This window comes from Sphingobacterium sp. GVS05A, assembly GCF_019969845.1.
Classification (GTDB): Bacteria; Bacteroidota; Bacteroidia; order Sphingobacteriales; family Sphingobacteriaceae; genus Sphingobacterium.
In genome coordinates this window covers 34,975-61,582 of the sequence record NZ_JAHXYR010000007.1, presented here as the reverse complement: position 1 = coordinate 61,582, position 26,608 = coordinate 34,975, and the positions used below count along the sequence as shown (strand labels likewise).

The window sequence follows — 26,608 nt, the reverse complement described above, 5'->3', positions numbered from 1 at the left end:
GATTTAGCGGAGTTGCCAGTCCTGCTTTGCTGTTTGACAAATTGAGGCAATTTCAGCAACGTTAATTTCAGATTGATTGGTCAAATTTAGGTATGAAATCTTTAAAATACACAGTACTATCTTTTCTTCTATTGTTTAGTCTTGGGCTTTTAAATGCGCAAGAAAATGCAGATTCCAGCGCTTTTGAGGTACAACGTAAACGTGTCAACAGCCTACTCGATGCGCGGCAACAGAAGTTTGGCGCCTATGACACCAGCCTAACCCAGAAAACAGGCCTTTTTGGTCTATTCAAATCCAAAGGTGATATGCAAAAAAGCATCGATATCCTGAAGGATGTCGTGATCACGGACAACAACATTTTTTTGGAGACACAGCAACTGTTAAAAATAAAAGATTTCGAAAAGGACAAATTTCGACAGATGGCGACTGAATATGACAAACAGATCTCCGCTTATATGGGCACGATCAATAAGCTTCAAAACGAAAATGAGCGACTCCGGACCGAGTTGGACAAAACCGAAGGAAAGGGTCTGGCTGGTAATTTATGGCTTTACATCGCTTTGCTTGTCATTATTGTTCTAGCAGTCTTATTATATCGTAGCCAAACACAAAAATCGGCGCTCAGCGGCAAAAATTCAGACTAGTCCTTTTGGATCTACCCCTATCAATCGGTGACATGCACCAATAAAACAGGTCAAAATATAACTTTAGTTGATTAAAATAGGTAAAAAGCTAAAAAATTGACCAAAGTATGATAGCAAAATATTTTTAATCTCTTTACATTTGTCCTCGCAACAAAACATTGAAGTAGCGGATTATGGCAAGAGGTTTCAATAGTGGTAATAAACAAGAAGAAGATCTACCAAAACCAAAGTTAAATAAGGAGCTCCTATTGCGGGCTTCGAAAATAATGACCTATTTAAGGCCTTATCGGGTCAAGTTTGGAATCGGAATGTTATTTCTGGCATTATCCAGTCTTTCTATGCTGACTTTTCCAGCATTATTGGGCGCCATGATTGATGCTGCTCAAGGCAAACAAACCTATACCTGGTTAACTTCTGAAGTTTATTACATTGGCGGGATCGCTTTTGTTATCCTATCGTTCACCTCGGTTGTTTCATTTTTTCGTATCCGTATTTTTGTCGAGATCGCAGAACGTGCTTTGGCGAAAATACGTAAAGACACCTATCATAAACTGATCTCCTTGCCAATTGAATTTTTCGCCAACCGCCGTGTTGGGGAATTAAACAGCAGATTGTCTGCAGATCTATCCCAGATCCAAGACACCCTGACGACCACATTGGCTGAAATTTTAAGGCAATTGATCAGCCTTTGTTTTGGTGTATTTCTGCTTGTCTGGGTATCACCCAAATTGGCTTTGATGAACCTATGCATATTACCTATTATTGTAGTTGCTGCCATTGTCTTCGGAAAATTCATCCGCGAATTATCCAGACAGGCTCAGGATAAGATGGCGGAATCAAATAGTATTGTTCAGGAAACATTATTGGGCATTAGCAATGTAAAAGCTTTTGTGAACGAATACTTTGAATTCAACCGTTACAGTAATCAGATGGATTCTGTTGTCAAATTAGCCGTAAAAGGAGCAACCTTTCGGGGTGCCTTTGCTTCCTTTATCATATTCTGTATTTTCGGAGCTGTTATAGCTGTAATCTGGTACGGTGCTGCTTTAGTTTCCATCCATGAGATGTCTGTTGGTGATCTAACGACTTATATCTTGTATTCAATGTTTGTCGCCGGATCAATGGGTAGTTTCCCAGAATTATACGCAAACATACAGCGCTCACTAGGAGCCAGCGAAAGGATTCTGGAAATTCTTGATGAGCCGCAGGAAGATATCAAAGTTGAACCGAGCTGCAAAGATATCCGTAAAAAGATGAGTGGGGATCTCCGCTTTAACCATGTGGCATTTGCCTACCCCAGCCGACCAGATATTGAAATTCTAAAAGACATTAACTTTACAGCCAATGCCGGCGATAAAATTGCCATAGTAGGGCCTAGTGGAACCGGAAAATCAACCATCGCATCTTTAATATTGCAATTTTATACGAGCAATAAAGGTGAGGTACTGTATGATGGCAAGCCCGCCTCAGACTTTGACCTCTGCGATATACGGAATCAGGTTGCCATTGTACCACAGGACGTTTTACTATTTGGCGGAACGATCCGCGAGAATATCGCTTATGGTAAATTAGATGCCACCGAAACCGAAATAACTGAGGCCGCCCAACGTGCCAATGCACATCAATTTATATTAGGTTTTCCTGAAGGTTATGATACCATCGTCGGAGAACGCGGTGTGAAGCTGTCTGGCGGACAACGTCAACGCATCGCCATAGCCCGTGCATTACTCAAAGATCCCGCTATTTTGATTTTAGATGAAGCAACATCCTCTTTAGATTCAGAATCTGAACGACAAGTTCAAGATGCCCTAGAAGAATTAATGCGTGGCCGTACCTCTGTTATTATTGCCCACCGGCTTTCTACGATCGTCGATGCAGACAAAATCATCGTGGTCGAAAACGGGATTGTTTCGGAGAGTGGAACACATTTCGAGTTACTACAGAAAGAGACCGGCCTCTATAGACACCTGTACACCTTGCAATCCAAACAGCAAAAGGTAGATATGTAAAATTTTGTTAATTATTGATTCTTTTTAAACAAATTGTTCCAGAGATTGTTCATTTGGTATCATACTTGATTATCATTTGAATACACAATAAAATAGAAGAATTATGAAAAATAAAAATGGATTAGTGGCATTTGCTTTGGTAGGATTGGCTGCGGGAGCTGCTGCATGGTATCTTTTAGGAACCGATGACGGGAAAAAACAATTAGATCGTGCAAATGATGGCATCAAAAGCTTAACTAAGTCATTGAAGGATCTTTCGAAAAAAGAAGCTAGAAAAGCACAAAAGTTAGCAAATAGAGCTTCTGCCGAGTTGGACAACTTAAAATCAAAAGCTCAAGCTGCTTTCAGTAAAGCTTCAGATGATGCCGATGCATTGAAAAACAAAGCAAAAGAAGCCGGTAGAGAGGCTTTGGACCACGCAAACAATGCCGCACAGAATTTAGCTAGTAAAATCGACAACACAACCGATGCTGCTAAATCAAAAATTTCTAATGCATAAGTAAAAAAAACATTTTTTTAAGAATTGATGGTTTAACCACCTCCTGTGGTTAAAATACATTTGTATCTTTGCGGGATATGACTTTACTGCAACAGGTAAAAACTTTGATTCTTAAAGACATTATTCTGGAATGGCGATCAAAATACGCCATCAACGGAATCCTACTATATGTCGTATCTACTGTATTTGTTTGTTATCAGGCATTCAAATCAGTAGATACTACAGTTTGGAATGCATTGTTTTGGATTATCATGTTATTCGCTTCAATCAATGCAATAAACAAGAGTTTTGTTCAAGAAAACCCCAACCGACAACTCTATTACTATTCATTAGTTGACCCAAGGGCAATTATTCTCGCCAAAGTTATTTACAATATGTTATTGATGACCATCTTGGCAACCATCGCTTATTTCGTCTATTCAATCATATTCAAAAATCCACTTGGGGATCCTACATTATATTTTATTTCAGTCATTCTGGGTAGTATTAGTTTTGCCAGTGTATTTACCATGATTTCTGGCATAAGTTCCAAAGCAGGAAACAACAGTACGCTCATGGCTATTTTGAGTTTTCCGGCTATCATCCCCTTATTGATCGTATTGATCAAGCTCTCCCGCAATGCCATAGAAGGCCTGGAAAGGGCAGCAAGTACAAAAGAAATAATTGTATTACTCGCAATTAATGTAATCACGATCACTATTTCTTTATTGTTATTTCCGTACCTTTGGCGAGATTAAATTTTAGAATTGAAAACACATTAAATTCAATTTACCATGAGAAAAAAATGGTGGAAAATATTAGCTGTCCTGATTATCTGCGCAGTCATTATCAATGGTCTTCTAGGCCCTGTTCCCCGCCTATTTATCCTTCACGAAAGTATCAGAAACGTCTATTTCCACGTCCCAATGTGGTCTGCGATGATCGTGATGTATCTGATTTCAGTTATTTATAGCATCAAATACCTCAATACAGGAAAACAAGAATATGACCTAATGGCTATTGAAGCGGTCAATACGGGTATTACTTTTTGTTTTTTTGGTTTGGCAACAGGAATGTTGTGGGCAAATATCACCTGGGGTGAGCCTTGGCCAAATGACCCCAAATTAAATGGTTCGGCAATAGCGACTTTAATGTACCTGGCCTACCTCGTGCTCCGCAATGCGCTCGAAGAAGAGCAGAAAAGAGCGAAAATATCTGCTGTCTACAATATATTTGCATTTCCGATCATTATTGTTCTGCTCTATATTTTACCAAAGATGACAGATTCTCTTCACCCCGGAAGTGGTGGTAATGCTACTTTTGGCCAGCTACAAATGAGCAACGAGCTTCGTCCAACATTTTATGCCGCAATGATCGGATGGCCCATGATCGCTTTCTGGATCTGTTCACTCCGCTATAGAGTACGTATATTGGAAAGAAAAGAACAGGAAAGCTAGTTGTAATCATCAATAAGAATAAAAGACAGGGTATTTTTCATGTCTTTGAATATATCCCCAGTCAACAACGAGCTTAGGCTCAATAAAAAAGGATTAAACTTGCAATCGCCAAAAGTTATCCAGCATAAATTAATACTGGATTTCATGCGGCAACAACATGGATAAAAAATAGAAGTCTGATGAAACCGAAGAGTAGATAATATTGGTAAACAATGCAAATTTTATTTACGCAGGCCCTAATCAGCCATTAAAAGACAAATAAATAGGATGAAACCGCCGAAGGCAGCATGAATGCCTTAAACGGAAAATCGAATAATGAATAAACAAATTTATACGGATGAAAAAAATAACATTGTCAACTGCATTATTAATCTTATCAACTTTGAGCACATTTGCGCAGGATGACGTTGATATGGCAACGGGTTTACGTAGTGAGGGCAAAATCTATGTGGTTGTTCTCGTGATGTTGGTCATTTTTCTAGGTTTAGCCTTCTTTCTTTTCTTGCTTGACCGTCGTATAACGAAGTTGGAGAAAAAGAATAAATAGTCAAATATTTATCGCACATCATGATTATCAGTCAGTTCAGAAATTACACACCAATAAATATCCTATTTTTATCCCTTGTGGGGTTTGTGTTATGCCTTGGTATATTCTTACACGTACCGGATAAACTTGATTCTGTAATTTTTGAACCTGCACTTGGAAATCTACTGGGAGAAAACAATTTAATCAATCTCTCTCCGGCCACTAACGTCTTTATCACACTGATCCTGACCATTTTTCAGGCAACGATACTGAATCGGATCACAAGCCATTTCAATCTACTGGGAAAACCTAGTTTTTTGGTCGCATTGATGTATATGACACTGGCCAGTCTATTTTTACCCTTTCTGGTTCTGTCTCCCACCCTAATCTGTAACTTTATTTCGATCTGGATGCTGAGCAAATTGCTTTCTCTCTATCGCCAGACGGACGTAAAGGCAGAAATGTTCGATCTGGGGATGATTGTTGGCATAGGAAGTCTTATCTACTTTCCTTTTTTGAGCATGTTCTTCCTGCTGTGGATCGCCCTGCTTATTTTTAGGCCATTCAATTGGCGTGAGTGGATCACACCACTATTGGGATTGGCGACAATCTATTTTATACTAGGCGTAATCTATTTATGGGTAGGAAAAATGGAATTGTTTTACACCATATGGTTGCCATTCACCTACAAGTTCCCAACGGCTATCCGTATCCAATTATTTGATTATTTGGTACTGGTCCCAGTACTCTTTACATTGATCCTCTTCTTGCTGATCCTGAAAGACAATTTTTTCAAGAGCATTGTGCATATCCGAAAATCCTTTCAGTTGTTATTTTTCATGTTATGCCTAGCTGTAGCCTCCTTTTATTGGAACAAGAAATTGACTGAGGCTCACTTTTTACTTTGCGCTCCCCCGATTGCGATTTATATGGCCTATTACTTCACCTACGCTAAAAAGAAATGGTTTTTTGAGGTCGTGTATGCGATCATCGCATTAACCATAATCTACTTTCAATTTTTCTAAACATTTGTACAACAAGTGTTTAACCTTTTTTAACAAAATCGGCTTAACAAGCTCACAAAAATTGAATAGTTTTGTATGCGAATAAAAGCAAAGAACATTTAATTACACGAGTCAAAAAACTCAAAGATTTCACAAAACTAAATAAACATTAGTTTCTCAATTTTATAGATTGACCATGCAGAAACGCTTTATAAGCTCTCTAAGAAATAAATCACTCCAACTGTTGTTAGCAGGTGGAATTTTAGCTAGTTCTACTACCGCATTTGCCCAAAAAACGACATCCGCTTCACCTTATTCTCAATTGGGGATAGGTCAGATACGTGAAGATTTATTACCTCAGTATAGAGCTATGGGTGGTATCAGTACGGCTATCCGTACATTAGATGGCATCTATTACAATACCAACCCGAGCAATCCGGCATCTTACTCCGCTGCGCGGCTTAGTGTATTTGACGCAGGGCTGTATGGCAACTACACGCAACTAAAATCAACAACTAGATCTGCGAATACTGCGGATTTTGCATTTAGCCATATTACCATGACTTTTCCGATGCAAAAGTTTGGTGGTATCAGTCTGGGCCTATTGCCGTTTTCGGATGTAGGCTATCGTACCAATTCTCAGGAAAGCATTAATTCGGAAACCTTCAACAAGGTTTTTACTGGTGAAGGTGGCCTCACAAAAGCTTATGCAGGTTGGGGTGTGCGTGTTTATAAAGGATTGAGTATCGGTGCGAATATGTCATACCTATTTGGTACATTAAATGACTATAGCCGCGTTGAATTTCCTTTATCCTCAGGAGCTTTGAATCCGCAACGTCAAAATAAACGTGAAATCCAAGGTATTATCTTTGATTATGGTTTACAATACGAACAGCCTATAGGCAAAGAGTATGCCTTGACCTTTGGTTATTCTGGATCGCTGAACAACGATATAAAAGAGCGAACAACGATATTCGACACAAGGACTCAACCATCATCAGATCCGGACAATCAAAATATTCCAATAGATACAACTTATATGTCTGAGCGCACCAGCAGACATTTGACACTTCCATTAAAACACAATGTGGGTGTTACCCTTGCACGAAACGGCAAATGGTTGATTGGGGCAGATTTCAAATATGCAGACTGGTCAAGATTTCAGGTCAGAAATGGTGAAGGCGAGTTGCGCAAAAATTATGGTGTATCAGTTGGTGGACAGTTGACACCTGATAGATCTTCGCTCAACTATCTGAACCATGTAGATTACCGTCTTGGTTTTAGATACAACAAAACCCAATATTTCCTAGCCGGTCAAGATATTAACGATATGGCCGTAACGGTGGGTGTGGGCTTACCATTAGCCAGAACGCAATATTCAGGTGCTTTCTCCAAGATCAATTTCTCAGCAGAATTTGGCCAGATGGGTAAAGTAGCCAATGGCCTGTTACGTGAACGTTATATCAACTTCAATATTGGCTTTACGCTAAATGACCGTTGGTTTAGAAGAAATCAATTTGACTAAGATAATGGTACGCAAAGTATCTGCACTATCCATATTACAAAATATAACGCCCCTGGTAATTCAATTTTTGCTAGGGGCGCTCTTATTGACTTCCTGTGAACCAGATCTAAAGGAAGTTGACCGGATCGCCAACTTAAAAAAAGAAGAAGCTGTAGATATATCACGCCATGTGGATGTCATCTATAGTGATTCAACCCGGGTTAAAGCTAACCTTACCGCACCCGAAATGCGGATCAAACACGATAGCACAGAAGTCTATGAGTTTCCAAAAAGCATAAAAATCATCTTCTATGATGAGAAACTAAAGGAAACCCAACGCATCACCTCTGATTATGCAATCAGGAAAGAAAAAGAGAAAATAACAGTCTTTACCAAAAATGTTGTTGTCACCATGGCCGATGGATCTATAATGAAAACGGAGGAAATCGTTTATGATGAAGGAGCTAAGGATCCCAATAAAACTTTCTACAACAATGTTCCTGTCCAGGCATTCTTTAAAGATCAAAGGGGAAACCTACAGGGATCGTCATTCACTTCAGACAAGGACCTGCAACATGCCAATATACAGAATGCAACTGGTGTCGTCATCATTAAGGATAATAGTCTATTTCCTTCCATAGGTAGATAGAGAGTGTGTGTTATTGCTAGCCTAAACATACATACCTGCAGGTAGATTATGCAAGTAACTCTGTCACAGATTGCTTACTGAATATAACCCTGACTTGATCAAGACCACCTCTAATAAAAAATAGCACAATACAAATACTTTTCAAATTTGTTTTATTACATTCAGGAAAATATTCCGTTTTTTTTTATAAAAATTGTATCTTGCACCGCATTTTGCTATGCTATGCATAAATTAACGAAATACAAGTATTTACACAATATAAACACAATAAGCAGACTATGGGATTAATGGGCTTTTTGCGTAACAAAGCTGGTGTCATCTTGACCGCAGCCATGGCTATCGCAATTTTAGCATTTTTACTAGGCGATGTCGTTCGAGGAGGGGCTCCTTTTTGGGCTAGACATCAAAATCGTGTAGGGGAAGTCAACGGAACTGAAATTGAATATCCTGCGTTCAACCAACAGGTAGAACAAGCAGAAGAAATGTTCAAACAACAAATGGGTGGCACTGTTACTCCTCAAATGAGAACATACGCCGTACAACAGGTTTGGAATCAATTCTTATCCAGAGAAATCTTGAGAAAAGAGATTGAAAAAATCGGTTTGACAGTGGGTAGCAAGGAATTAAATGATCTAGTACAAGGGCCAAATCCTTCAGCTCAGATCGTTCAGGCATTTACTGATCCGCAGACTGGACAATTTAACCGTGGTCAGTTGTCAACTTTCATAAGCCAAATCAACACAGCTGGCAACCAAGCCATGGCTGATCAGTGGGAAGCTTTACTTGAGGGTGTGAAAGATGAACGTCTAAGCAGCAAGTATGGCGAATTGCTTTCGAACAGTGTATACGTAACTTCATTGGAAGCAAACGAAGAATACCAAGAACGCAATAAATTAGCGAACTTCAAATACATTCTTTTAGACTACGCTTCTGTAAAAGATGCTGAGGCTAAAGTGACTGACGCTGATTTCCAAGAATACTATAATGAGCATAAAAGTATGTTTAAAACACAAGAGGAAACTCGCGCGATCCAATACGTTACGGTAGATGCAAAACCTCTTGCAAAAGATTCATTGGCAGTAAAAGAAGCTATTGACAAGTTAAAACAAGACCTTATTGTTGCAAAAGATGATTCTTTATTTGCATCCATCAATTCGGACAACAAATATCCTTTCACGTATGTGAAAAAAGGCCAATTGAGTCCATCTTTGGATTCGGTAGTCTTCAATGTAGCTGCAGGTACTACAGTAGGTCCATTCCTAAGCAATGGTGCTTACGAAATTGCGAAAGTGGTTTCAACTGTCGTAGGACCAGATTCAGTAAAGGCTTCGCATATCCTATTGGATGCTACTGCTGAAGGTGGTGTTGACAAAGCATTGGCAAAAGCTGATTCAATCAAAGGATTGATCCAAAAAGGAGATAACTTTGCAGCTTTGGCTATTCAGTTCAGCAGTGATCCGGGAAGTAAAACAAATGGTGGTGAACTCGGTACTTTTACAAGGGGCCGCATGGTACCTGAATTTGAAAAAGCAGTATTTGAAGGTAAAGCTGGAGACATTAAAGTTGTAAAATCTCAGTTTGGTGTTCATATCATCAAAATTGAGAAACAAATCGGTACAGCAAAATACGCTAAGGTCGCTATCATCGATAAAGTCATCAATAGTGGTAAAGAGACTTTAAATAATGCACATAGTAAAGCCACAGCTTTCTTATCTGCTGCAACGGCTCAGAACTTCGCACAAGAGGCTAAAAAACTTGGTCTAGAAGCTAAAACTGCGTCACGTGTGACAGCAATGGACAATGTACTTGATGGTACAGAAGCTCCACGCGATTTAATAAAATGGGCTTTCGAAGCTAAAAAAGGTGACATCTCAGATAAGGTATTTGAAACTGAAACTTCTTATATCCTTGCGAGTTTGGTGAATGTGCAACCGAAAGGGGTACTTTCTCTGGACGCTGTGAAAAAAGATATCGAGCCTGCAGTTAAAAACATGGTTAAAGCTAAAGTCTTAAAAGAAAAATTTGACAAAGCTTTAGCTGGAGCTTCTTCAATTGACCAAGTAGCTCAAAAAGTAGGTAAATCTGCTATCCACGTGGAGAATGTGGTATTTGCCAATCCTGTTATTCCTGGTGTAGCCTTAGAGAACACTGTAGTAGGTACAGTCTTTGGACTTCAACCAAACAAACCTTCTAAAGCAATTGAAGGAAATACAGGTGTATATGTTGTCCAGGTAAATGGTTTCACAAATCCATCAGCGATCTCTGATATCAACGGACAAAAGAAACAAATGCTTGCAGCTAAAGCGCAACGTGCTTGGGGATCTATTTTCCGTGCATTACAAGACAAAGCTGAAATCATTGACAATAGAGTGAAATTCTTTTAGAATATTTTTAAGTAAATTTGTAGCCGGACGAATTATCGTCCGGCTTTTTTTTGATAGAATAGTTATGGAAATTCAAACAAATATTGTCAATAAAGTTGCACAAAGTGGATTAGTGACAGTCGATCTGGCAGATTATCATCCGAAGACCGACAATGTCCTATATGATATCAAGGAAAATTTGTTCCATGGTCTGATGTTAAGGGAAAAAGATTTCCGCGAGTTCATCAAAACACACGATTGGTCACAATATACCAATAAGCATATCGCAATCACATGTACAGCAGATGCTATTGTCCCAACATGGGCTTATATGCTACTGGCAAATAAGTTAGAACCATATGCGTCGACTGTTGTCTTTGGCGATTTAGAAGAGCTGTTACGTATACAGTATGCAGCCGCTATTGACCAAATTGACATGGAACAGTTTCGAGATCAGAGGGTAGTTGTTAAGGGCTGTGGAGATACATATATCCCTGAATCGACATTTGTCCAATTCACGGTGAAACTCAGCAAAGTAGCGAAAAGTATTATGTACGGAGAACCTTGTTCAACGGTTCCAGTTTTTAAAAGAAAATAACATTTCTTTTCAAACAATTTTCGTAAACTTACGTACATGAAACTTATATCGACATTGCTCCTTTACTTATCAGTTTTTGTAAGTACTGTTTTCGCTCAAGATTTACCCCATTTAAAGGAATCTGCATTTAAAGGTGGAGAGAAGTTAAAGTATAAACTCCGCTATGGAATTATTTCAGCTGCAACGGGAACGTTGACTGTTGGCGATACAAAAGACGGATTTGGGAATCCCTCCTTTCATCTGTATGCCGCCGGTAAAACAGCAGGAGCTTTTGCCATCTATACCGTAAGAAACGAGTACAACTCTTATATAAATAGCAAGACATTTTTGCCTTATTATTATACAGAAAACATCCGTGAGGGAGGCTACAGACGGAATGACAAAGTACGTTTCAATCAGGATACACATACTGTGGTCGGTAATAAAGGAACATTTACATCTAAGGTGGATCAAACCTTTGATTTGTTATCTTCCTATTATTTCGCCCGCAATCTAGACTTAACTTCGGTCAAGCCAGGTGAATCCTTTAAACTGACTTATTTTCTGAATGATGAAATAGCCACCTTGGGCATACAGTATATTGGAATCGAAAAAATAAAAACAGAATTGGGCACATTAGAATGCCTTAAATTCAGTCCCGAAATTAAACCGGGACGTATCTTTAAAAAAAATAGCAAGCTTTATCTCTGGGTAACCAATGATGGTAACCGGATTCCAGTAAAGGCTAATGTCGATATTTTAATTGGCTCTGTTACCTTAGAACTTTTGGAAGCGAGTGGACTAAAATATAAATTGGGGCAAAAAGCAAGCTACTCAAAATAATTAGAATGATTGAAGTAGGAAATGTGTTGGTACATGAAGATCTGATTAACAATGATTTTGTGTGCAACCTATCAAAATGTAAAGGAATATGCTGTATCGAGGGAGACTCGGGAGCACCTTTGTTAGAAAGTGAAAAGGCAATTCTGGAGGAAATATACCCCAAGGTAAAGCCCTATATGACGGAGAAGGGCATTGAGGCCATTGAAGAACAAGGGAAATATGTTGTTGATGTAGATGGTGATTTAACCACAACATGCGTTGATGGGCACAAGGAATGCGCCTATGTGACCTGGGAAAACGGCATTACCAAATGTGCAATCGAAAAGGCTTATGAACTGGGTGAAATCCACTGGCGGAAACCTGTTTCCTGTCACCTCTATCCTATCCGTACAACACATTATCCGGAATTTGATGTCCTTCATTACGACCGTTGGCATATCTGCAAAGACGCTTGTAGTTTTGGTAAAGAACTACAGGTGCCTGTGTATAAATTTCTAAGGGATCCCCTGATCCGTACTTATGGAGAAGAATGGTACAAAAATCTTGAGCAAGCAGTCGATGAGTTGTAACAAAATTACTATCTTTAAGCTTTAACTTTTTTGGTGTTTCATTCCAATTCATGTCAAAATTAACAGAGATCCAACGCCCTATTATCCACGAACTTGAAGCTTTTGAAAAGAAATTCAAAGCATCGATGAAAAGCTCCGTTCCCTTGTTGGATCGTATCACGCAATATCTGATCAAACGTAAAGGAAAGCAAATGCGACCGATGTTTGTATTTTTTTCAGCGGGCATCTGCAATGGGATTAACGAATCTACCTACCGCGGTGCTGCTTTGGTTGAATTACTGCATACGGCTTCGCTTGTTCACGATGATGTCGTGGATAACTCTTACGAACGTAGAGGCTTCTTTTCAATCAATGCGCTCTGGAAAAATAAGATTGCAGTACTGGTTGGTGATTTTTTACTGTCAAGGGGTTTACTGCTTTCTGTCAAACATCAGGACTACCATCTGTTAAAAATTGTTTCAGAAGCGGTCGACCAAATGAGTGAAGGAGAACTGCTCCAGATCGAAAAAGCGCGTAAACTGGATATTGAAGAATCCATATACTTTGAGGTCATCCGAAAGAAAACAGCATCGTTAATTGCTTCCTGCTGCGCCTGTGGATCTGCGTCATCCAATGCGGATCAAGAGACGGTAGAGAAACTGCATCAATTTGGAGAGAAAATTGGTATTGCTTTTCAGATAAAGGATGACTTATTTGATTTTGGCCTGGATGACGTGGGTAAACCCCTGGGGAATGATATCAAAGAGAAGAAAATGACATTGCCGTTGATCCATGCCTTAAATCAGACAAGCTCCAGCGAAAAGCGGCGAATCATCAATCTGGTTCGAAATCATAACGAAGACCCCAAAAAGGTTGCTGAAGTTATCGATTTTGTACGCAACAGCGGTGGATTAGCCTATGCAACAAACAAAATGCTGGAATATCAACAAGATGCATTTCGCATCCTGGAAGATTTTCCAGATAGCGAATACAAAGAAGGATTACTGCAATTGGTAACATATACAACAGAAAGAAAAAAATAATGAGTCACGAATTAATGTTTTTTGGAGGTTTCCTGATCTTCATTGCACTGATGCTAGCAATTGACCTTGGACTATTTTCCAAGGGCGATAAACCTGTTAGCTTAAAGACTGCCGCAATTATGAGTGCTGTATGGGTATTATTCTCATTAGGCTTCTATTGGCTCCTACGTCATTATGGATTTGAATTGCATAATATTCATGATCTAAACCATCTGCAGGAAGTCATTACAAAACATCACCACGATATTAAGATTATTCCCGGTGATCTTGCAGCAAGTTTAGCCGTCTATAATAACAACTTAGGCTTGGAATATTTAACGGGATATGTTGTTGAGTACGCACTCTCTGTCGATAATATTTTCGTTATGGTACTGCTCTTCACATCATTTGGGATTCCCGAAAAATACTACCATAAAGTTTTGGTCTGGGGGATTCTGGGCGCTATCGTTATGCGATTTCTATTTATATTCCTTGGCGCAACCCTAATCGCTAAATTTGGCTGGATTCTATATGTCTTTGGTGCTTTCTTAGTGTTCACAGGTATCAAGATGTTTATCAATCGGAACCAGGAGGAGGAGGTCGATCCTCAAAACCACCCTGTTGTGAAATTTGCGTCTAAATATTTCAAGGTAACCCCAAAATTAGATGGCGGTCACTTTTTCCATATTGAGAATGGCGTAAAATACATGACACCCCTATTTTTGGTTTTGTTAGTGATTGAATTTACCGATCTAATTTTCGCAGTGGATTCTATTCCCGCAATTTTCTCGGTTACCAAAGATCCTTATGTGGTATTCTTCTCTAATATTTTCGCAATTCTTGGATTACGTTCCATGTTCTTCCTATTGGTCAATATTATCCATAAGTTCCAATATTTAAAAGTCGGATTAGCTTTTCTATTGGTCTTCATTGGTCTGAAGATGTTATTTCATCACTGGCTGGCAGAAGTTGGCTTTACAACGACGCATTCTCTGATTGTGATCATCAGTATACTCGCTTTAAGTATCATCGCTTCGCTACTCTTTCCAAAGCATAAAGAGATTGCCGAATAAAAATAAAAGCAAAGGGTCGTAAAAATTACGACCCTTTGCTTTTCAATATTTTAGCCTAGCTCGTACTTCTCCTGTCCCGCGACAAAAGGACCTAAATTATAGTCCATTTTTAAGAACAATTATTTTACAGAGGAATTTGCCTTACTAAATTTTATTTATTTAATTTAGCACCACTTTAAATTAACAAAATACTAACAAATGAATTGGAATAAATCGATTGTACTAGCTGCCTCTCTTTTTGCAGCTTCATTCCAAGTACAAGCACAGGACAATTTGATCAATGCCCTAAAAGCAAATCAAAATGACAATAGCAAATCTGGATTTACATTTACAGAAGTTATCAATTTAGGTAATACTTCGATCAAGAATCAAGGTTCTTCGGGTACATGTTGGTCTTATTCAGGAAACTCTTTTCTAGAATCCGAAATGATCCGTATGGGTAAAAAACCTGTTGAGATTTCTCAGATATATACAGCACGTAATACGTACTTAGATAAAGCACGCACCTATGTACGTCTTCACGGTGGATTATCCTTGGGTGAAGGCGGTCAATTCCACGATGTCCTGAATTCATTCCGCAAATATGGCACAATGCCACAGTCAGCTTATACAGGCCTTCACTATGGTACCACACTCAACAACTTTGGTGAAATGACATCAATGCTTGATGCAATGCTAGGCTCGATTGTAAAAGGTAAAGGTTTAACTCCAAACTGGGAAAAAGCCTATACAGCAGCAATGGACTCTTACCTAGGTGAAGTTCCTGAAAAATTTGATTACAATGGCAAATCCTATACACCACGTACCTTTGCTGATCAGGTCATTGGCATTAATCCAGATGATTATGTTGGTATTGCTTCAGTTACTGACCACCCTTATTATAGCCAATTCGTTCTGTTAATCCCGGATAACTGGTCATTTGATCGTTTTTACAATGTTCAGATGAATGACTTAACAGATATCATTGACAATGCACTGCAAAAAGGTTATACTGTCGCTTGGGCAACTGACGTTTCAGAAAAAGGATTCTCCTGGAAAAACGGTGTTGCTTATGTTCCAGAAAAACCATTCGAACAAATGAGCGAGCAAGAAAAATCGAGCATGTTCGTTGGTCCTAAACCAGAAATGAAGATCACGCCTGAAGAGAGACAAAAGGCTTTCGACAATTGGCAAACAACAGACGATCATGGTATGCACATCGTCGGTCTGGTAAAAGATCAAAATGGTAAAGAGTATTATATTGTTAAAAACTCTTGGGGAACATCCAACGACTACAAAGGTTACTTGTATGCATCCAAAGAATTTGTACGCTATAAAACAACTTCTTTGCTGTTACATAAAGATGGTCTGACAAAAGATTTAAAATCGAAGATAAATATCAAATAAGCGATTTATCCATCGTTTAAAACACCTCTGAAATTAATATTTCAGAGGTGTTTTTGTTTTCAGATTAATTTGATAACTTAAACATAATTATGAATCTAGTTGTTCAGTGAGTTATGAGAAGTATAATCGCATTATGCCTTGCAATTTTATTTGGGAATTTAGCACATTCCCAGACCAAAGGGGTGAAATTTGTAGAAGGATTAAGTTGGAAACAGGTCAAAGAAAGAGCGAAGGCAGAAAACAAGTTTATCTTCGTTGAACTTTTTGCGACATGGTGTGGCCCCTGCCAGTATATGAGTAATGAGGTGTTCCCCTTGGAACAGGTTGGTCAGCCCATTAATCAAAATTTCATTAGTATCAGGGTCCAAATGGACTCCACCGAAACGGACAATGCTGCCGTTAAAAAGTGGTATGCTGATGCCCGTGCTATTTCCAATGAGTACAATATCCAATCTTTTCCAACTTTTTTGATTTTCAATCCAAACGGAGAAGCTGTACACCGGATTGTTGGCGCAAACGATGCCCCTGAATTTGTCAGCCATGTATCTGACGGACTATATCCCGAAACACAGTATTATACTCTGTTAAAAAAATTTGAGAAAAGACCTCAGGACATCTATACCGCCAAACAGATGTTAAAAGCAGCAAATATCGCTTATGACGAAAGCACCGCACGTAAAGCTGAAAATACTTTGGCCAATTCTTTGGGTACCGATGAGCTTTTTAAAAAGGAAAACGTACATATTCTTCTGGCGGCAGCCAAGTTTACAAATTCAAAAGCCTTTAATCTGATCCGCAACAATAAAGAAAAAATAGATATTTTGCTAGAATCACCGGGGATCGCAAATCGTACGCTCGCAAATGTAGTTGTTAATGAGCTTTTCCTGATTAAAATAGATGCCAAGCATGAACCCAACTGGGATAGTTACCAGAGTGAGCTGTCAGCAAAATATCCGGATATAGATTTCGTTCCGATGTTTAAAAAGATCAAAGCACACTACTATCTTCAGGTCAAGAATTACGTGGCTATGAAAAACACCATAAATGATTACCTATCATCAGAGGATTTCACAGCGCATCAATTGAACACCTTTGCCTGGACGATCTTTAATAACAGCAGTGACCCCGAATGCATCGACGCAGCGATCAGCTGGAGCAAAAAATCTATCATAGAAGATCCCAGCTCTGCATTCTTAGATACATACGCCAACTTACTTTATAAAAAAGGTGAAAAAGAGAAGGCGATCAAGTGGCAAAATAAAGCCATAGAGATGGCCAGTGACGACGATCGACCAATCTATCAGGAAACATTGGACAAAATGACCAAAGGGATACAAACCTGGGAAAATTAAATATTGATGAGAAAGAGGTCTATTTCTTTTCTGATGGGTTTTGAGTGGGAATAGATTTAAGCCACTAGATTCCATAATTTTTTATAGCACTAACATCAGGAGTCTAGTACCTGAACCATTATAGCATATATTATGGATTGTCAACTGATGGGCTAGAAAAATCCGTGAAGCCCATTATTTTGTTGGTCGAGCTTCAATTCAATGAGATCACCACTGAATTTTTCAAAATAGTAAACTCCCCGATTAATTTTTTTTATAAAATTTTTCTTGATAGTGATTTTATTCTGTAAATTAACAGCTAAATATCAACGAATTATGAGAAAATTAATTTTAATACTATTCTTGGTTCCAACATTACTATTCGCTCAAAGCGAGGGTGTAAAATTTGAGCATGGTCTCAATTGGAATCAAATCAAAGAAAAGGCAACCAAGGAAAACAAGTTTATTTTTGTTGATTGTTTCACCACTTGGTGCGGCCCCTGCAAGTACATGACAAGTACAATCTTCCCACAGGCTAAGGTAGGTGATTTCTTCAATGCCAAATTTATCAATGCCAAAATCCAAATGGATAAGACCAAAGAGGACAATGAAGAGGTAAAATCCTGGTACACCGAAGCAGATCGTTTTGCCAAAGATTATAAAGTAGCAGCCTATCCTACTTTCTTGATCTTTGATTCAAAAGGTAATCTAGTACACCGCATTGTAGGCGGAGGTGATGCGGATGGCTTTATTGCTAAGGCCCAAAAAGCGCTGGATCCGAATACCCAATATGAAACCCTATTAGCAAAATTCAATGCTGATCCACAAAATACAACAATTGCAAAAGCTATGGCTGCGGCTGCAAAAGATGCTTATGATAAAGAAACACAGGCAAAAGCTGAGGGCATCGTATTATCTTCGCTATCAACAGACCAGATCTTTACAAAAGAAAATGTGGAATTATTGCTTTCTTCGGCGAGCATTAAGGATTCGAAAGCATTTAACTTGATAAAAGATAATCCAGCTAAGTTTGACGCCATCAGTGAGAAGGTTAAAGCAAATGATTTCCTAGCTAAACTATTGGTCGGTGAAGCTGTCAATACCAAAATACAGGCTAAAGAAGCCGTGGATTTTGCTGCTATCGAAAAAGAACTGGCTCAAAAATACCCTACAGTCAATACCGAAAAAGCGAGCTTGGAAATGCAACCGCGTTATTTCTCTTATACCAAAAACTATCTTGGATTGAGAGACAGCTTTAATAAGTATATTGCCAAATACGGTTCGACGATCACAGCAATGGAATTAAACCAGATGGCTTGGTCTATCTTTGAAAACTGTGATGATCCAGCTTGTTTAAAAGCGGCTTCAGAATGGAGCAAATTATCACTGGAGAAAGAAAAAGATACACCGATGTACCTCGATACCTTCGCCAACCTACTTTATCGTCTAGGTGACAAAGATCAAGCAATCAAAACACAAGAGAAAGCGATCTCACTTTTGACTGCAAACGATAAAAAAGAGGATTATGTAGCAACGCTTCAAAAAATGAAAAAAGGCGAAAAAACTTGGGAATAAACAATATCCCGAAATAAAAAAGTCCAGATCGATGTCGTCGTTCTGGACTTTTTTATTGTCTTCGGAGGAACCATCTACAACCAAAACAGGCTATAGATGGTTCATCCGATATCTTTATTTCAATGCTTTGATACCCATATTCCAGAGCGCAAAAGCGTATTTATCAACTGTACTGTTGATCAACACCTCTGTAGATCGACCAGCACCATGTCCAGCTTTGGTTTCAATACGAATCAATACAGGGTTATCACCAGCCTGCTTAGCCTGCAATTCGGACGCAAACTTATACGAGTGCGCAGGAACAACACGGTCGTCATGATCTCCGGTCAATACCATTGTCGCTGGATAACTAACTCCAGTTTTCACATTATGTACAGGCGAATAAGCTTTCAGGTAATCAAACATCTCTTTGCTGTCAGCGACCGTACCGTAGTCGTATGACCAGCCGGCACCAGCGGTAAAAGTATGGTAACGCAACATATCCAACACGCCAACCTCTGGTAGAGCCACCTTAGCTACCTTAGGGTCAATAGTCATTGTCGCTCCGACAAGCAAACCGCCATTCGAACCTCCAGACAATGCGGTGTATTCAGGTGAAGTATAACCATTTTCCTGTAAATAATGAGCCGCAGCGATAAAATCGTTAAATACATTCAGCTTGTTAAACTGTCTGCCGCCATCATGCCATTTTTGACCATATTCACCGCCACCACGTAAGTTGGGAACAGCATATACACCACCATTTGCCAACCAAACTGCAACGGAAGTACTGAAAGCCGGAGTCAGGCTGATATTAAACCCGCCATAACCGTATACAATCGTTGGATTTTTACCATTCAAGACGATGCCTTTTTTATAGGTAATAATCATTGGCACCTTTGTTCCGTCCTTCGAAGTATAAAACACTTGCTTCGATTCATATTGGTCGCTATCAAATTTGACATTCGGTTTGATATAAAGCGACGATTTTCCTGAATTGACATCAAATTTATAACTTGATGAAGGTGTAATGTAATTTGAGAAACCAAAGTAGATTTCCTTTTCCTTTTTCTTACCCGAAAAACCGCTGGCAGTCCCTACACCAGGTAATTCAATCTGTCTGATTTTTTTACCTGTATAATCGTATTGGATAACAACAGAAACAGCATCTTTCAGATAATTTGCAAATAGGTAGCCACCGCCTGTACTGATCGAAAGTACATTTTCGGTTTCAGGAATGACATCCTTCCAGTTTTCCTTGGCCGGATTTTTCAGATCTACTTTAACTAATCGATTGTTGGCCGCTTTATAGTTAGTCTCCAATAAGAAGGTATCTCCAATATTATCAACAACACCCGTATTTGCATCAAAATGATCCTGTAGGCAGATGATCTTGCTATTCGGCTTGCTCAGATCCTGGTAGTAAAGTTCATTTCCCGTCGTTGTATTTGCCGCAGAGATAATCAGATAGCGCTGGTCATCTGTTAATGAAGCACCCACATAACGTCTCGGGGTTGCTGAACCGCCAAAAATCAGCAGGTCCGTAGATTGTGCTGTTTTAAGTTTATGGTAATACAATTTATGTTGATCTGTTTTCTCTGAAAGTTCAGACCCTTTGGGTTTATCATAGCTTGAATAATAAAACCCATCATTACCTTTCCAAGCGATACCTGAGAATTTTACATCAACAAGGGTCTCACCTACGGGTGCTTTATCCTTGGCATTCAATACGATTACTTTTCTCCAGTCCGACCCGCCCTCAGAGATCGAATAAGCCACTAAACTTCCGTCCTTTGAAAAAGAAACGTCGGCCAACGAAGTCGACCCATCTTTCGAAAAAGTATTTGGATCAAGGAAGACCTCCTCTGCTCCATTCTCACCTTGTTTGCGGTAAAGTACGGAATGTTGTTGAAGCCCGTTGTTTTTAAAGAAATAGGTGTACGCTCCTTCTTTGAAAGGTGTTCCTATTTTTTCATAGTTCCATATTTCCGTTAATTGTTCTTTCAGTTTTGTCCGGAAAGGAATGGTATTTAGATAATCAAAAGTGACTTTATTTTCGGCTTGAACCCAACTTTTTGTTTCTGCTGAACGGTCGTCTTCCAACCAACGGTAGGGATCGGATACCTTCTCGCCCCAGAATTCGTCTACGACAGTGCCTTTGCTCGTCGTTGGATATTTCAACTGCTGTCCACAAACAGTGCTTGCAGTACCTGCCATACCTATCATCATTAGGATAAGGCCAATTTTTTTGTTTATCATAAAAAACTTTATACTTGTTTCATCCAAAAATAACAAATATAATTTCAGAATTCATAGCGCTAATCTCAAGTAAATGTCATTCTCGCTAGTTCGGAAACAATAATTCACTCTTCTGAAAGAACGGACCGAGTATCATATCAATGGATTTTCCGAAATGGTTATTTTTACATCAGCCGAAATTTATTTAGCTTTATTTAAATCTTCTAAATAATTCAACAATGCGCAAAAGAATCGCTTTCCTATACTTGGCCATATCCCTTTCCGCTATCGGTATGAGTCAAGCGCAGCAACTTCCGATAGATCAGCAATATCGTTCCACACCCACTCGGATCAACAACCTCGTTCATACCAAACTCGATGTCCGCTTTGATTATAAAAACCAATATTTAAACGGTAAAGAATGGGTCACCCTACAGCCACATTTTTACCCAACAGATTCATTACGTCTGGATGCCAAAGGCATGGATATCAAACAAATTGCACTGGTCAATGGGCAACAACTGGCCCCATTAAAATTCACCTATGACGATAATTCTCTTCTGATCAAATTGGATCGCAATTACCTATCCAATGAGAAATATACCATCTATCTGGATTATACGGCCAAGCCCAATCTGCTAAAAGCACAGGGGAGTGCAGCAATCAATGATGCGAAAGGGCTCTATTTTATTAATCCCGAGGAACAGACTCCGAATAAACCGCGACAGATTTGGACCCAGGGCGAAACAGAAGCCTCCTCTGCCTGGTTCCCAACCATTGACCGCCCCAACCAAAAGACGACAGCCGAAATTTCAATGACCGTACTGGATAATTATATCAGTTTGTCCAATGGAGCTCTGGTCAACCAGCAGAAGAATGATGATGGCACACGTACCGATACCTGGAAAATGGATCTTCCCCATGCGCCCTATCTATTTATGATGGCCGTTGGAGACTTTAAGGTCTATCAAGATAAGTACAATAATATTCCTGTTGATTATTACTTGGAGCCAAAGTATGCCCCTTATGCGAAGGATATCTTTGGTAAAACTCCAGCCATGATGGATTTTTATGGCAAAACCTTGGGAGTCCCTTATCCTTGGAACAAATATGCACAAATCGTCTGCCGCGATTATGTTTCTGGCGCAATGGAAAACACCACAGCGACCTTACATGGTGAGCATGTGCAAAAGACCAAAAGGGAACTTTTGGATGAAAATGAAGAGGGTACCATTGCCCATGAGTTATTCCATCAATGGTTCGGCGATCTGGTTACCGCCGAATCCTGGTCTAACTTAACGATGAACGAATCTTTCGCAACCTTCGGTGAAATCATCTGGCATGAGCATGATGGCGGCAAAGAAAAAGGTGATAAATCAAGATTTGAAAAACTACAATCCTATCTCAAATCAACCAAAAATGGCAATAGTCCAGCGCTCGCGCGTTACTATTACCACGACAAAGAAGATATGTTTGATAACATCAGCTACGCCAAGGGCTCATTGATCTTATACGCCTTAAAAGAACAGATGGGTGATGCTGCCTTTTATCAATCACTCAAAAAATACCTGACCGAGAATTCTTTCAAAACTGGGGAACCGCAGCAGCTGCGCCTCACGATGGAAGAAGTGACAGGTAAAGACTGGGCACCTTATTTCAACCAGTGGTATTACAAAGGAGGACATCCTATCCTCAAAGTGACAACCAAAAATGAAAACAATATACTGAGCCTCAACATCGCTCAGGTGCAAGATTCCGCTGTTCAAACGTTTCAAATACCGCTTGTCATTGACATCTATACCAAAGAAGGCAAAATGAGAAAAACGGTACAGCTCAACAAACGGAATACTCAGCTAACTATTCCCCTAAAAAATACGGTTGAATTTATCGATATCGATCCCGAAAAAACACTTGTCGGTGAGATCCATATTGACAAAACCGAAGCCGATTATCGGTATCAATATGAGCATGCCCCTTCATTCGCCAACCGTGTCGCCGCTGTGCTATTTGCCATTAAAAACCCGAAAACAACAGCTGGACGGGAGATACTGACAGCAGCATTGGCTGATCCGGATGCCGACCTTGTGGCGACGGCCATTCAGGGACTCGATCTAACGGATCCAACTAGCCGGAAATCGACAGCAAACATAATCGCTTCATTGGCAGAAAAATCATCCGCTTCCGTAATACGTGCTTCAGCGATCCGAAAGCTGGGACAGATCAAAGATAAAAAGTATAAAAACCTGCTACTTAACGGAGTTAAGGATCAGTCTTATATGGTTATCGTAAGTTCAATCATGGCCATTAAAGACGCCTATCCTGATCAGCTCCAACAGACTCTGAAGCAAATCGATCCCGAAGCTTCGGAATATTTGAAAACCCTCCTAACAGATTTGTCCAAATTGTAAAAAAGATATTCTGGAAGCGAATTTTGTATTCGCTTCCATTTTCTTTAGATTTGGGCACATGTCAACAAGAAAAAAAATCTATTTTGCCTCAGACTTCCATCTAGGATCCTATCCGTTGGAGCATTCGCGCGAAAGAGAGCGATCCATTATTCAGTGGCTCGACGCGATCAAGATCGATGCCGCACAGCTCTATCTTGTTGGTGATATATTCGATTTTTGGTTTGAATATGCAACGGTGGTTCCCAAAGGTTATATACGCTTTTTAGGCAAACTGGCGGAAATTGCCGACCTCGGTATCCCGATCACGTTATTTAAAGGCAACCACGACATGTGGATGTTTGATTATCTCAAAAAGGAATTAAATGTTCAGATCGTTGACAATGAACTGGAACTTGTACTAGACAATAAACTTTTTTATATCCACCATGGGGATGGATTGGGTTCCGGTGATTATAAGTACAAACTACTGAAGAAAGTATTTCGGAGCCGTTTTTGCCAATGGTTATTTGCACGATTGCACCCCAATCTGGGCATAGGAATCGCTACCCGATGGTCCAAACACAGCAGACTCTCCAATAATGAAGATGAAAAATTCCTGGGCGAAGACAAGGAATGGCTGATCGGTTATGCGAAAGAACTCGAAAGCAAGCAACATCACGATTTTTATCTATTTGGCCACAGACATCTACCCTATGATGTCAAACTAAATCCAGAAAGCCGTATTGTCAACTTGGGCGAATGGATCAATTATTATACCTATGCGGTATGGGATGGGGAAACTTTAAGTTTGGAAAAATGGGAGAAAAAATCGTAATTTCTTTAGCAGACTGCTTTCAGGGCTACCATTTTCTAAACCCCGACAGCATTGATCGGCTTGCGCAGATCAGTCAAAAGCTTGTATGCAAACGGAATAGTATATTGATCAGGCAAGATAAAATCCAGAAGGACATTTATTTTTTGGCCTCTGGGTTAGCGCGGGTCTATTACGAAACTGCAGACAGACAGATTACCTTGGATTTTGTATCTCCGGGTGGTACCTTAATCTCGATGAATAGTTATGTACATGACACACCGGGATACGAAAACATTGATCTTCTGGAAGACAGTATTGTCTACCAAATTGACCAAAAACAATTATTTGCGCTCTATGAGAGTGACATTGCCATCGCCAATTGGGGAAGAAAAATGGCTGAGCTAGAATTTATCAAAGCGGAGCAGCGTACGATGTCCAAGCTTTTTAATACAGCCCAAGAACGGTATGCCGAGTTGCTCGAAAAATATCCCCAATATATACAACGGATCAAGCTTGGTTACATCGCCTCATACTTGGGTGTTAGCCAGGTGACCCTCAGCCGTATTCGTGCGAATATCCTTTAAAATTTTTAACATTTGTTAAAATTATTCTCCGGAAAAACGTAGACCTTTGTCCCTGAAACAAAAAAAAACAGATATATGAACTGGGTATTTTTAATTCTTGGAGGAATATGTGAAATTGGTTTTACAACCTGTTTGGGAAAAGCCAAGGATGCAGAAGGCAGCGAACAATGGCTTTGGTATGGCGCCTTTGTTGTCTTCTTATTTGCAAGTATGGGCTTACTGATCAAAGCAACACAAACACTTCCCCTTGGAACAGCCTACGCTGTGTGGACAGGTATTGGTGCAGTCGGAACGGTTTTAATGGGTATTATCTTCTTTAAAGAACCCGCAGATTTCTGGCGCATATTCTTTATTTTCACGCTGATTGCTTCTATCATTGGGCTAAAAGCAGTTTCCTCTCATTAATAGCTGGCTAGGTAGTTCAAAAGCAACAAAATTTCCTTACTTTTGTACTCTCAATAGTAATCTAGGTCATAAATTCCTAGAAGAAGCATTTTTGATATATGTTAGATAAATTACAAGCGATCAAAGAAAGATGGGAAGAAGTGGAAGCTGAATTAAGCAACCCTGACACCATGCAAGATATGAAACGTTTTGCCAAATTGAATAAAGAGTACAAAGATTTGGGCAAAATCGTGGATCAATACCATATTTATAGAAATATGGTCAGTAATATTGATACCAATAAGGACATCATCATGAACGAGAAGGATCAGGAACTTCGTGAGATGGCCAAAGAAGAGCTGGATATTTTATTGGTTGAAAAAGAGGAAAAAGAAGAAGAAATCCGTTTGATGCTCATCCCTAAAGATCCTGAGGATGCCAAAAATGCCATTATCGAGATCCGTGGTGGAACGGGTGGTGACGAGGCGGCTTTATTTGCCGGTGACCTTTACCGTATGTACACGCGTTATTTTGAAACAAAAGGCTGGCGCAATGAGGTGATGGACGTTACCGAAGGAACTTCAGGCGGTTATAAAGAGGTTATCCTTAAAGTAATCGGTGAAGATGCTTATGGTCAATTGAAATATGAGTCTGGTGTACACCGTGTGCAACGTGTTCCTGATACAGAAACACAAGGACGTGTACATACATCAGCAGCCTCAGTTGCTGTATTGCCGGAAGCAGAGGATGTCGACGTAGAGATCAATCCGGGTGATATCGAATTACAAACATCCCGTTCAGGTGGTGCCGGAGGTCAGAACGTCAATAAAGTAGAAACAAAAGTACAATTGACACATAAACCAACAGGTATTGTTGTCGTTTGTCAGGTAGAACGTTCCCAATTGGCCAACCGTGAGTTAGCGATGGAGATGCTTCGTAACAAACTTTATGAGCTCGAACTGAACAAAAAGAATGGTGATATTGCTGCAAAAAGAAAAACTTTGGTCTCTACAGGTGACCGTTCGGCAAAAATCCGTACTTATAACTACCCACAAGGTCGCGTAACTGAACATCGTATTGGTATGACGATGTATAACCTACCGGCGATTATGGATGGTGATATTCAAGGAATTATCGATGCATTGCAATTTGCGGAGAATGCGGAGAGGATGAAAGACGGTCAGGTAGACTAGTTTTTTTTCAAAAAATCTTTGCAGATACGTAAACAAACGC

At 39.6% G+C, this 26,608-nt stretch carries 24 protein-coding genes; 23 read left to right on the top strand and 1 reads right to left on the bottom strand.

Features of this window, described 5'->3' with window-relative positions:
* Window positions 1–92 precede the first annotated feature (92 nt).
* From LC454_RS17570 to LC454_RS17485, 18 genes are all read left to right on the top strand, one after another.
* Entirely contained in the window at window positions 93–644 is a 552-nt protein-coding gene (locus tag LC454_RS17570; RefSeq protein ID WP_223583767.1) for a hypothetical protein, read from the top strand.
* Window positions 645–817: 173 nt separating this feature from the next.
* Window positions 818–2,653 carry an ABC transporter ATP-binding protein gene (locus tag LC454_RS17565; protein WP_223583766.1) on the top strand — a complete coding sequence of 612 codons (1,836 nt, stop codon included), beginning with the start codon at window positions 818–820 and terminating at the stop codon, window positions 2,651–2,653.
* 103 nt (window positions 2,654–2,756) lie between these two features.
* On the top strand, window positions 2,757–3,152 hold the full coding sequence (locus LC454_RS17560; RefSeq protein WP_120261413.1) for a hypothetical protein: 396 nt from the start codon (window positions 2,757–2,759) through the stop codon (window positions 3,150–3,152).
* A 77-nt stretch (window positions 3,153–3,229) separates the two neighbouring features.
* Complete coding sequence (locus LC454_RS17555) at window positions 3,230–3,889, top strand: heme exporter protein CcmB (protein WP_120261412.1); 660 nt, start codon at window positions 3,230–3,232, stop codon at window positions 3,887–3,889.
* A 36-nt stretch (window positions 3,890–3,925) separates the two neighbouring features.
* Entirely contained in the window at window positions 3,926–4,588 is a 663-nt protein-coding gene (gene ccsA / locus LC454_RS17550) for a cytochrome c biogenesis protein (RefSeq protein WP_223583765.1), read from the top strand.
* Between the two features lie 337 nt (window positions 4,589–4,925).
* Window positions 4,926–5,135, top strand: coding sequence for a CcmD family protein (locus tag LC454_RS17545; protein ID WP_223583764.1), 210 nt, complete (start codon window positions 4,926–4,928; stop codon window positions 5,133–5,135).
* 20 nt (window positions 5,136–5,155) lie between these two features.
* Window positions 5,156–6,139 carry a DUF6427 family protein gene (locus LC454_RS17540; protein ID WP_120261410.1) on the top strand — a complete coding sequence of 328 codons (984 nt, stop codon included), beginning with the start codon at window positions 5,156–5,158 and terminating at the stop codon, window positions 6,137–6,139.
* Window positions 6,140–6,314: 175 nt separating this feature from the next.
* Window positions 6,315–7,643, top strand: coding sequence for a hypothetical protein (locus tag LC454_RS17535; RefSeq protein ID WP_223583763.1), 1,329 nt, complete (start codon window positions 6,315–6,317; stop codon window positions 7,641–7,643).
* Window positions 7,644–7,647: 4 nt separating this feature from the next.
* Window positions 7,648–8,271, top strand: a complete 624-nt coding sequence (lptC, locus tag LC454_RS17530) for an LPS export ABC transporter periplasmic protein LptC (RefSeq protein WP_223583762.1) — start codon at window positions 7,648–7,650, stop codon at window positions 8,269–8,271.
* Between the two features lie 278 nt (window positions 8,272–8,549).
* Window positions 8,550–10,655, top strand: a complete 2,106-nt coding sequence (locus LC454_RS17525; protein ID WP_223583761.1) for a SurA N-terminal domain-containing protein — start codon at window positions 8,550–8,552, stop codon at window positions 10,653–10,655.
* A 64-nt stretch (window positions 10,656–10,719) separates the two neighbouring features.
* On the top strand, window positions 10,720–11,232 hold the full coding sequence (locus tag LC454_RS17520) for a DUF2480 family protein (RefSeq protein WP_223583760.1): 513 nt from the start codon (window positions 10,720–10,722) through the stop codon (window positions 11,230–11,232).
* A gap of 36 nt (window positions 11,233–11,268) precedes the next feature.
* The gene (locus tag LC454_RS17515; protein ID WP_223583759.1) at window positions 11,269–12,054 is read left to right on the top strand and encodes a DUF3108 domain-containing protein; all 786 of its coding nucleotides are present in this window, start codon (window positions 11,269–11,271) and stop codon (window positions 12,052–12,054) included.
* Window positions 12,055–12,059: 5 nt separating this feature from the next.
* Window positions 12,060–12,623, top strand: coding sequence for a DUF3109 family protein (locus LC454_RS17510; protein WP_223583758.1), 564 nt, complete (start codon window positions 12,060–12,062; stop codon window positions 12,621–12,623).
* Between the two features lie 50 nt (window positions 12,624–12,673).
* Window positions 12,674–13,645, top strand: coding sequence for a polyprenyl synthetase family protein (locus LC454_RS17505; RefSeq protein WP_223583757.1), 972 nt, complete (start codon window positions 12,674–12,676; stop codon window positions 13,643–13,645).
* Window positions 13,645–14,697 carry a TerC/Alx family metal homeostasis membrane protein gene (locus LC454_RS17500; protein ID WP_223583756.1) on the top strand — a complete coding sequence of 351 codons (1,053 nt, stop codon included), beginning with the start codon at window positions 13,645–13,647 and terminating at the stop codon, window positions 14,695–14,697. Before LC454_RS17505 ends, LC454_RS17500 begins: the two co-directional genes overlap by 1 nt.
* Window positions 14,698–14,895: 198 nt before the next feature.
* Window positions 14,896–16,083: an aminopeptidase C gene (locus LC454_RS17495; RefSeq protein ID WP_223583755.1), complete on the top strand. Its 1,188-nt coding sequence runs from the start codon at window positions 14,896–14,898 to the stop codon at window positions 16,081–16,083.
* Between the two features lie 113 nt (window positions 16,084–16,196).
* Window positions 16,197–17,435: a thioredoxin family protein gene (locus LC454_RS17490; RefSeq protein ID WP_223583754.1), complete on the top strand. Its 1,239-nt coding sequence runs from the start codon at window positions 16,197–16,199 to the stop codon at window positions 17,433–17,435.
* 315 nt (window positions 17,436–17,750) lie between these two features.
* Window positions 17,751–18,989 carry a thioredoxin family protein gene (locus LC454_RS17485; RefSeq protein WP_223583753.1) on the top strand — a complete coding sequence of 413 codons (1,239 nt, stop codon included), beginning with the start codon at window positions 17,751–17,753 and terminating at the stop codon, window positions 18,987–18,989.
* 114 nt (window positions 18,990–19,103) lie between these two features.
* On the opposite strand, the gene LC454_RS17480 is transcribed toward LC454_RS17485, so the two are convergent.
* Window positions 19,104–21,227: a prolyl oligopeptidase family serine peptidase gene (locus LC454_RS17480; protein ID WP_223583752.1), complete on the bottom strand. Its 2,124-nt coding sequence runs from the start codon at window positions 21,225–21,227 to the stop codon at window positions 19,104–19,106.
* A 218-nt stretch (window positions 21,228–21,445) separates the two neighbouring features.
* Between LC454_RS17480 and LC454_RS17475 the strand changes: the two genes are divergently transcribed.
* The 5 genes from LC454_RS17475 (at window position 21,446) to prfA (ending at window position 26,568) form a co-directional block, all read left to right on the top strand.
* The gene (locus tag LC454_RS17475; RefSeq protein WP_223583751.1) at window positions 21,446–23,614 is read left to right on the top strand and encodes a M1 family aminopeptidase; all 2,169 of its coding nucleotides are present in this window, start codon (window positions 21,446–21,448) and stop codon (window positions 23,612–23,614) included.
* A gap of 58 nt (window positions 23,615–23,672) precedes the next feature.
* Window positions 23,673–24,428: a UDP-2,3-diacylglucosamine diphosphatase gene (locus LC454_RS17470; RefSeq protein ID WP_223583750.1), complete on the top strand. Its 756-nt coding sequence runs from the start codon at window positions 23,673–23,675 to the stop codon at window positions 24,426–24,428.
* Entirely contained in the window at window positions 24,410–24,991 is a 582-nt protein-coding gene (locus LC454_RS17465) for a Crp/Fnr family transcriptional regulator (RefSeq protein ID WP_223583749.1), read from the top strand. The genes LC454_RS17470 and LC454_RS17465 overlap by 19 nt, the downstream gene beginning before the upstream one ends.
* A gap of 75 nt (window positions 24,992–25,066) precedes the next feature.
* Window positions 25,067–25,396 carry a DMT family transporter gene (locus LC454_RS17460; RefSeq protein WP_223583748.1) on the top strand — a complete coding sequence of 110 codons (330 nt, stop codon included), beginning with the start codon at window positions 25,067–25,069 and terminating at the stop codon, window positions 25,394–25,396.
* A gap of 98 nt (window positions 25,397–25,494) precedes the next feature.
* Window positions 25,495–26,568: a peptide chain release factor 1 gene (gene prfA, locus LC454_RS17455; protein WP_223583747.1), complete on the top strand. Its 1,074-nt coding sequence runs from the start codon at window positions 25,495–25,497 to the stop codon at window positions 26,566–26,568.
* The last annotated feature ends 40 nt before the right edge of the window (window positions 26,569–26,608 follow it).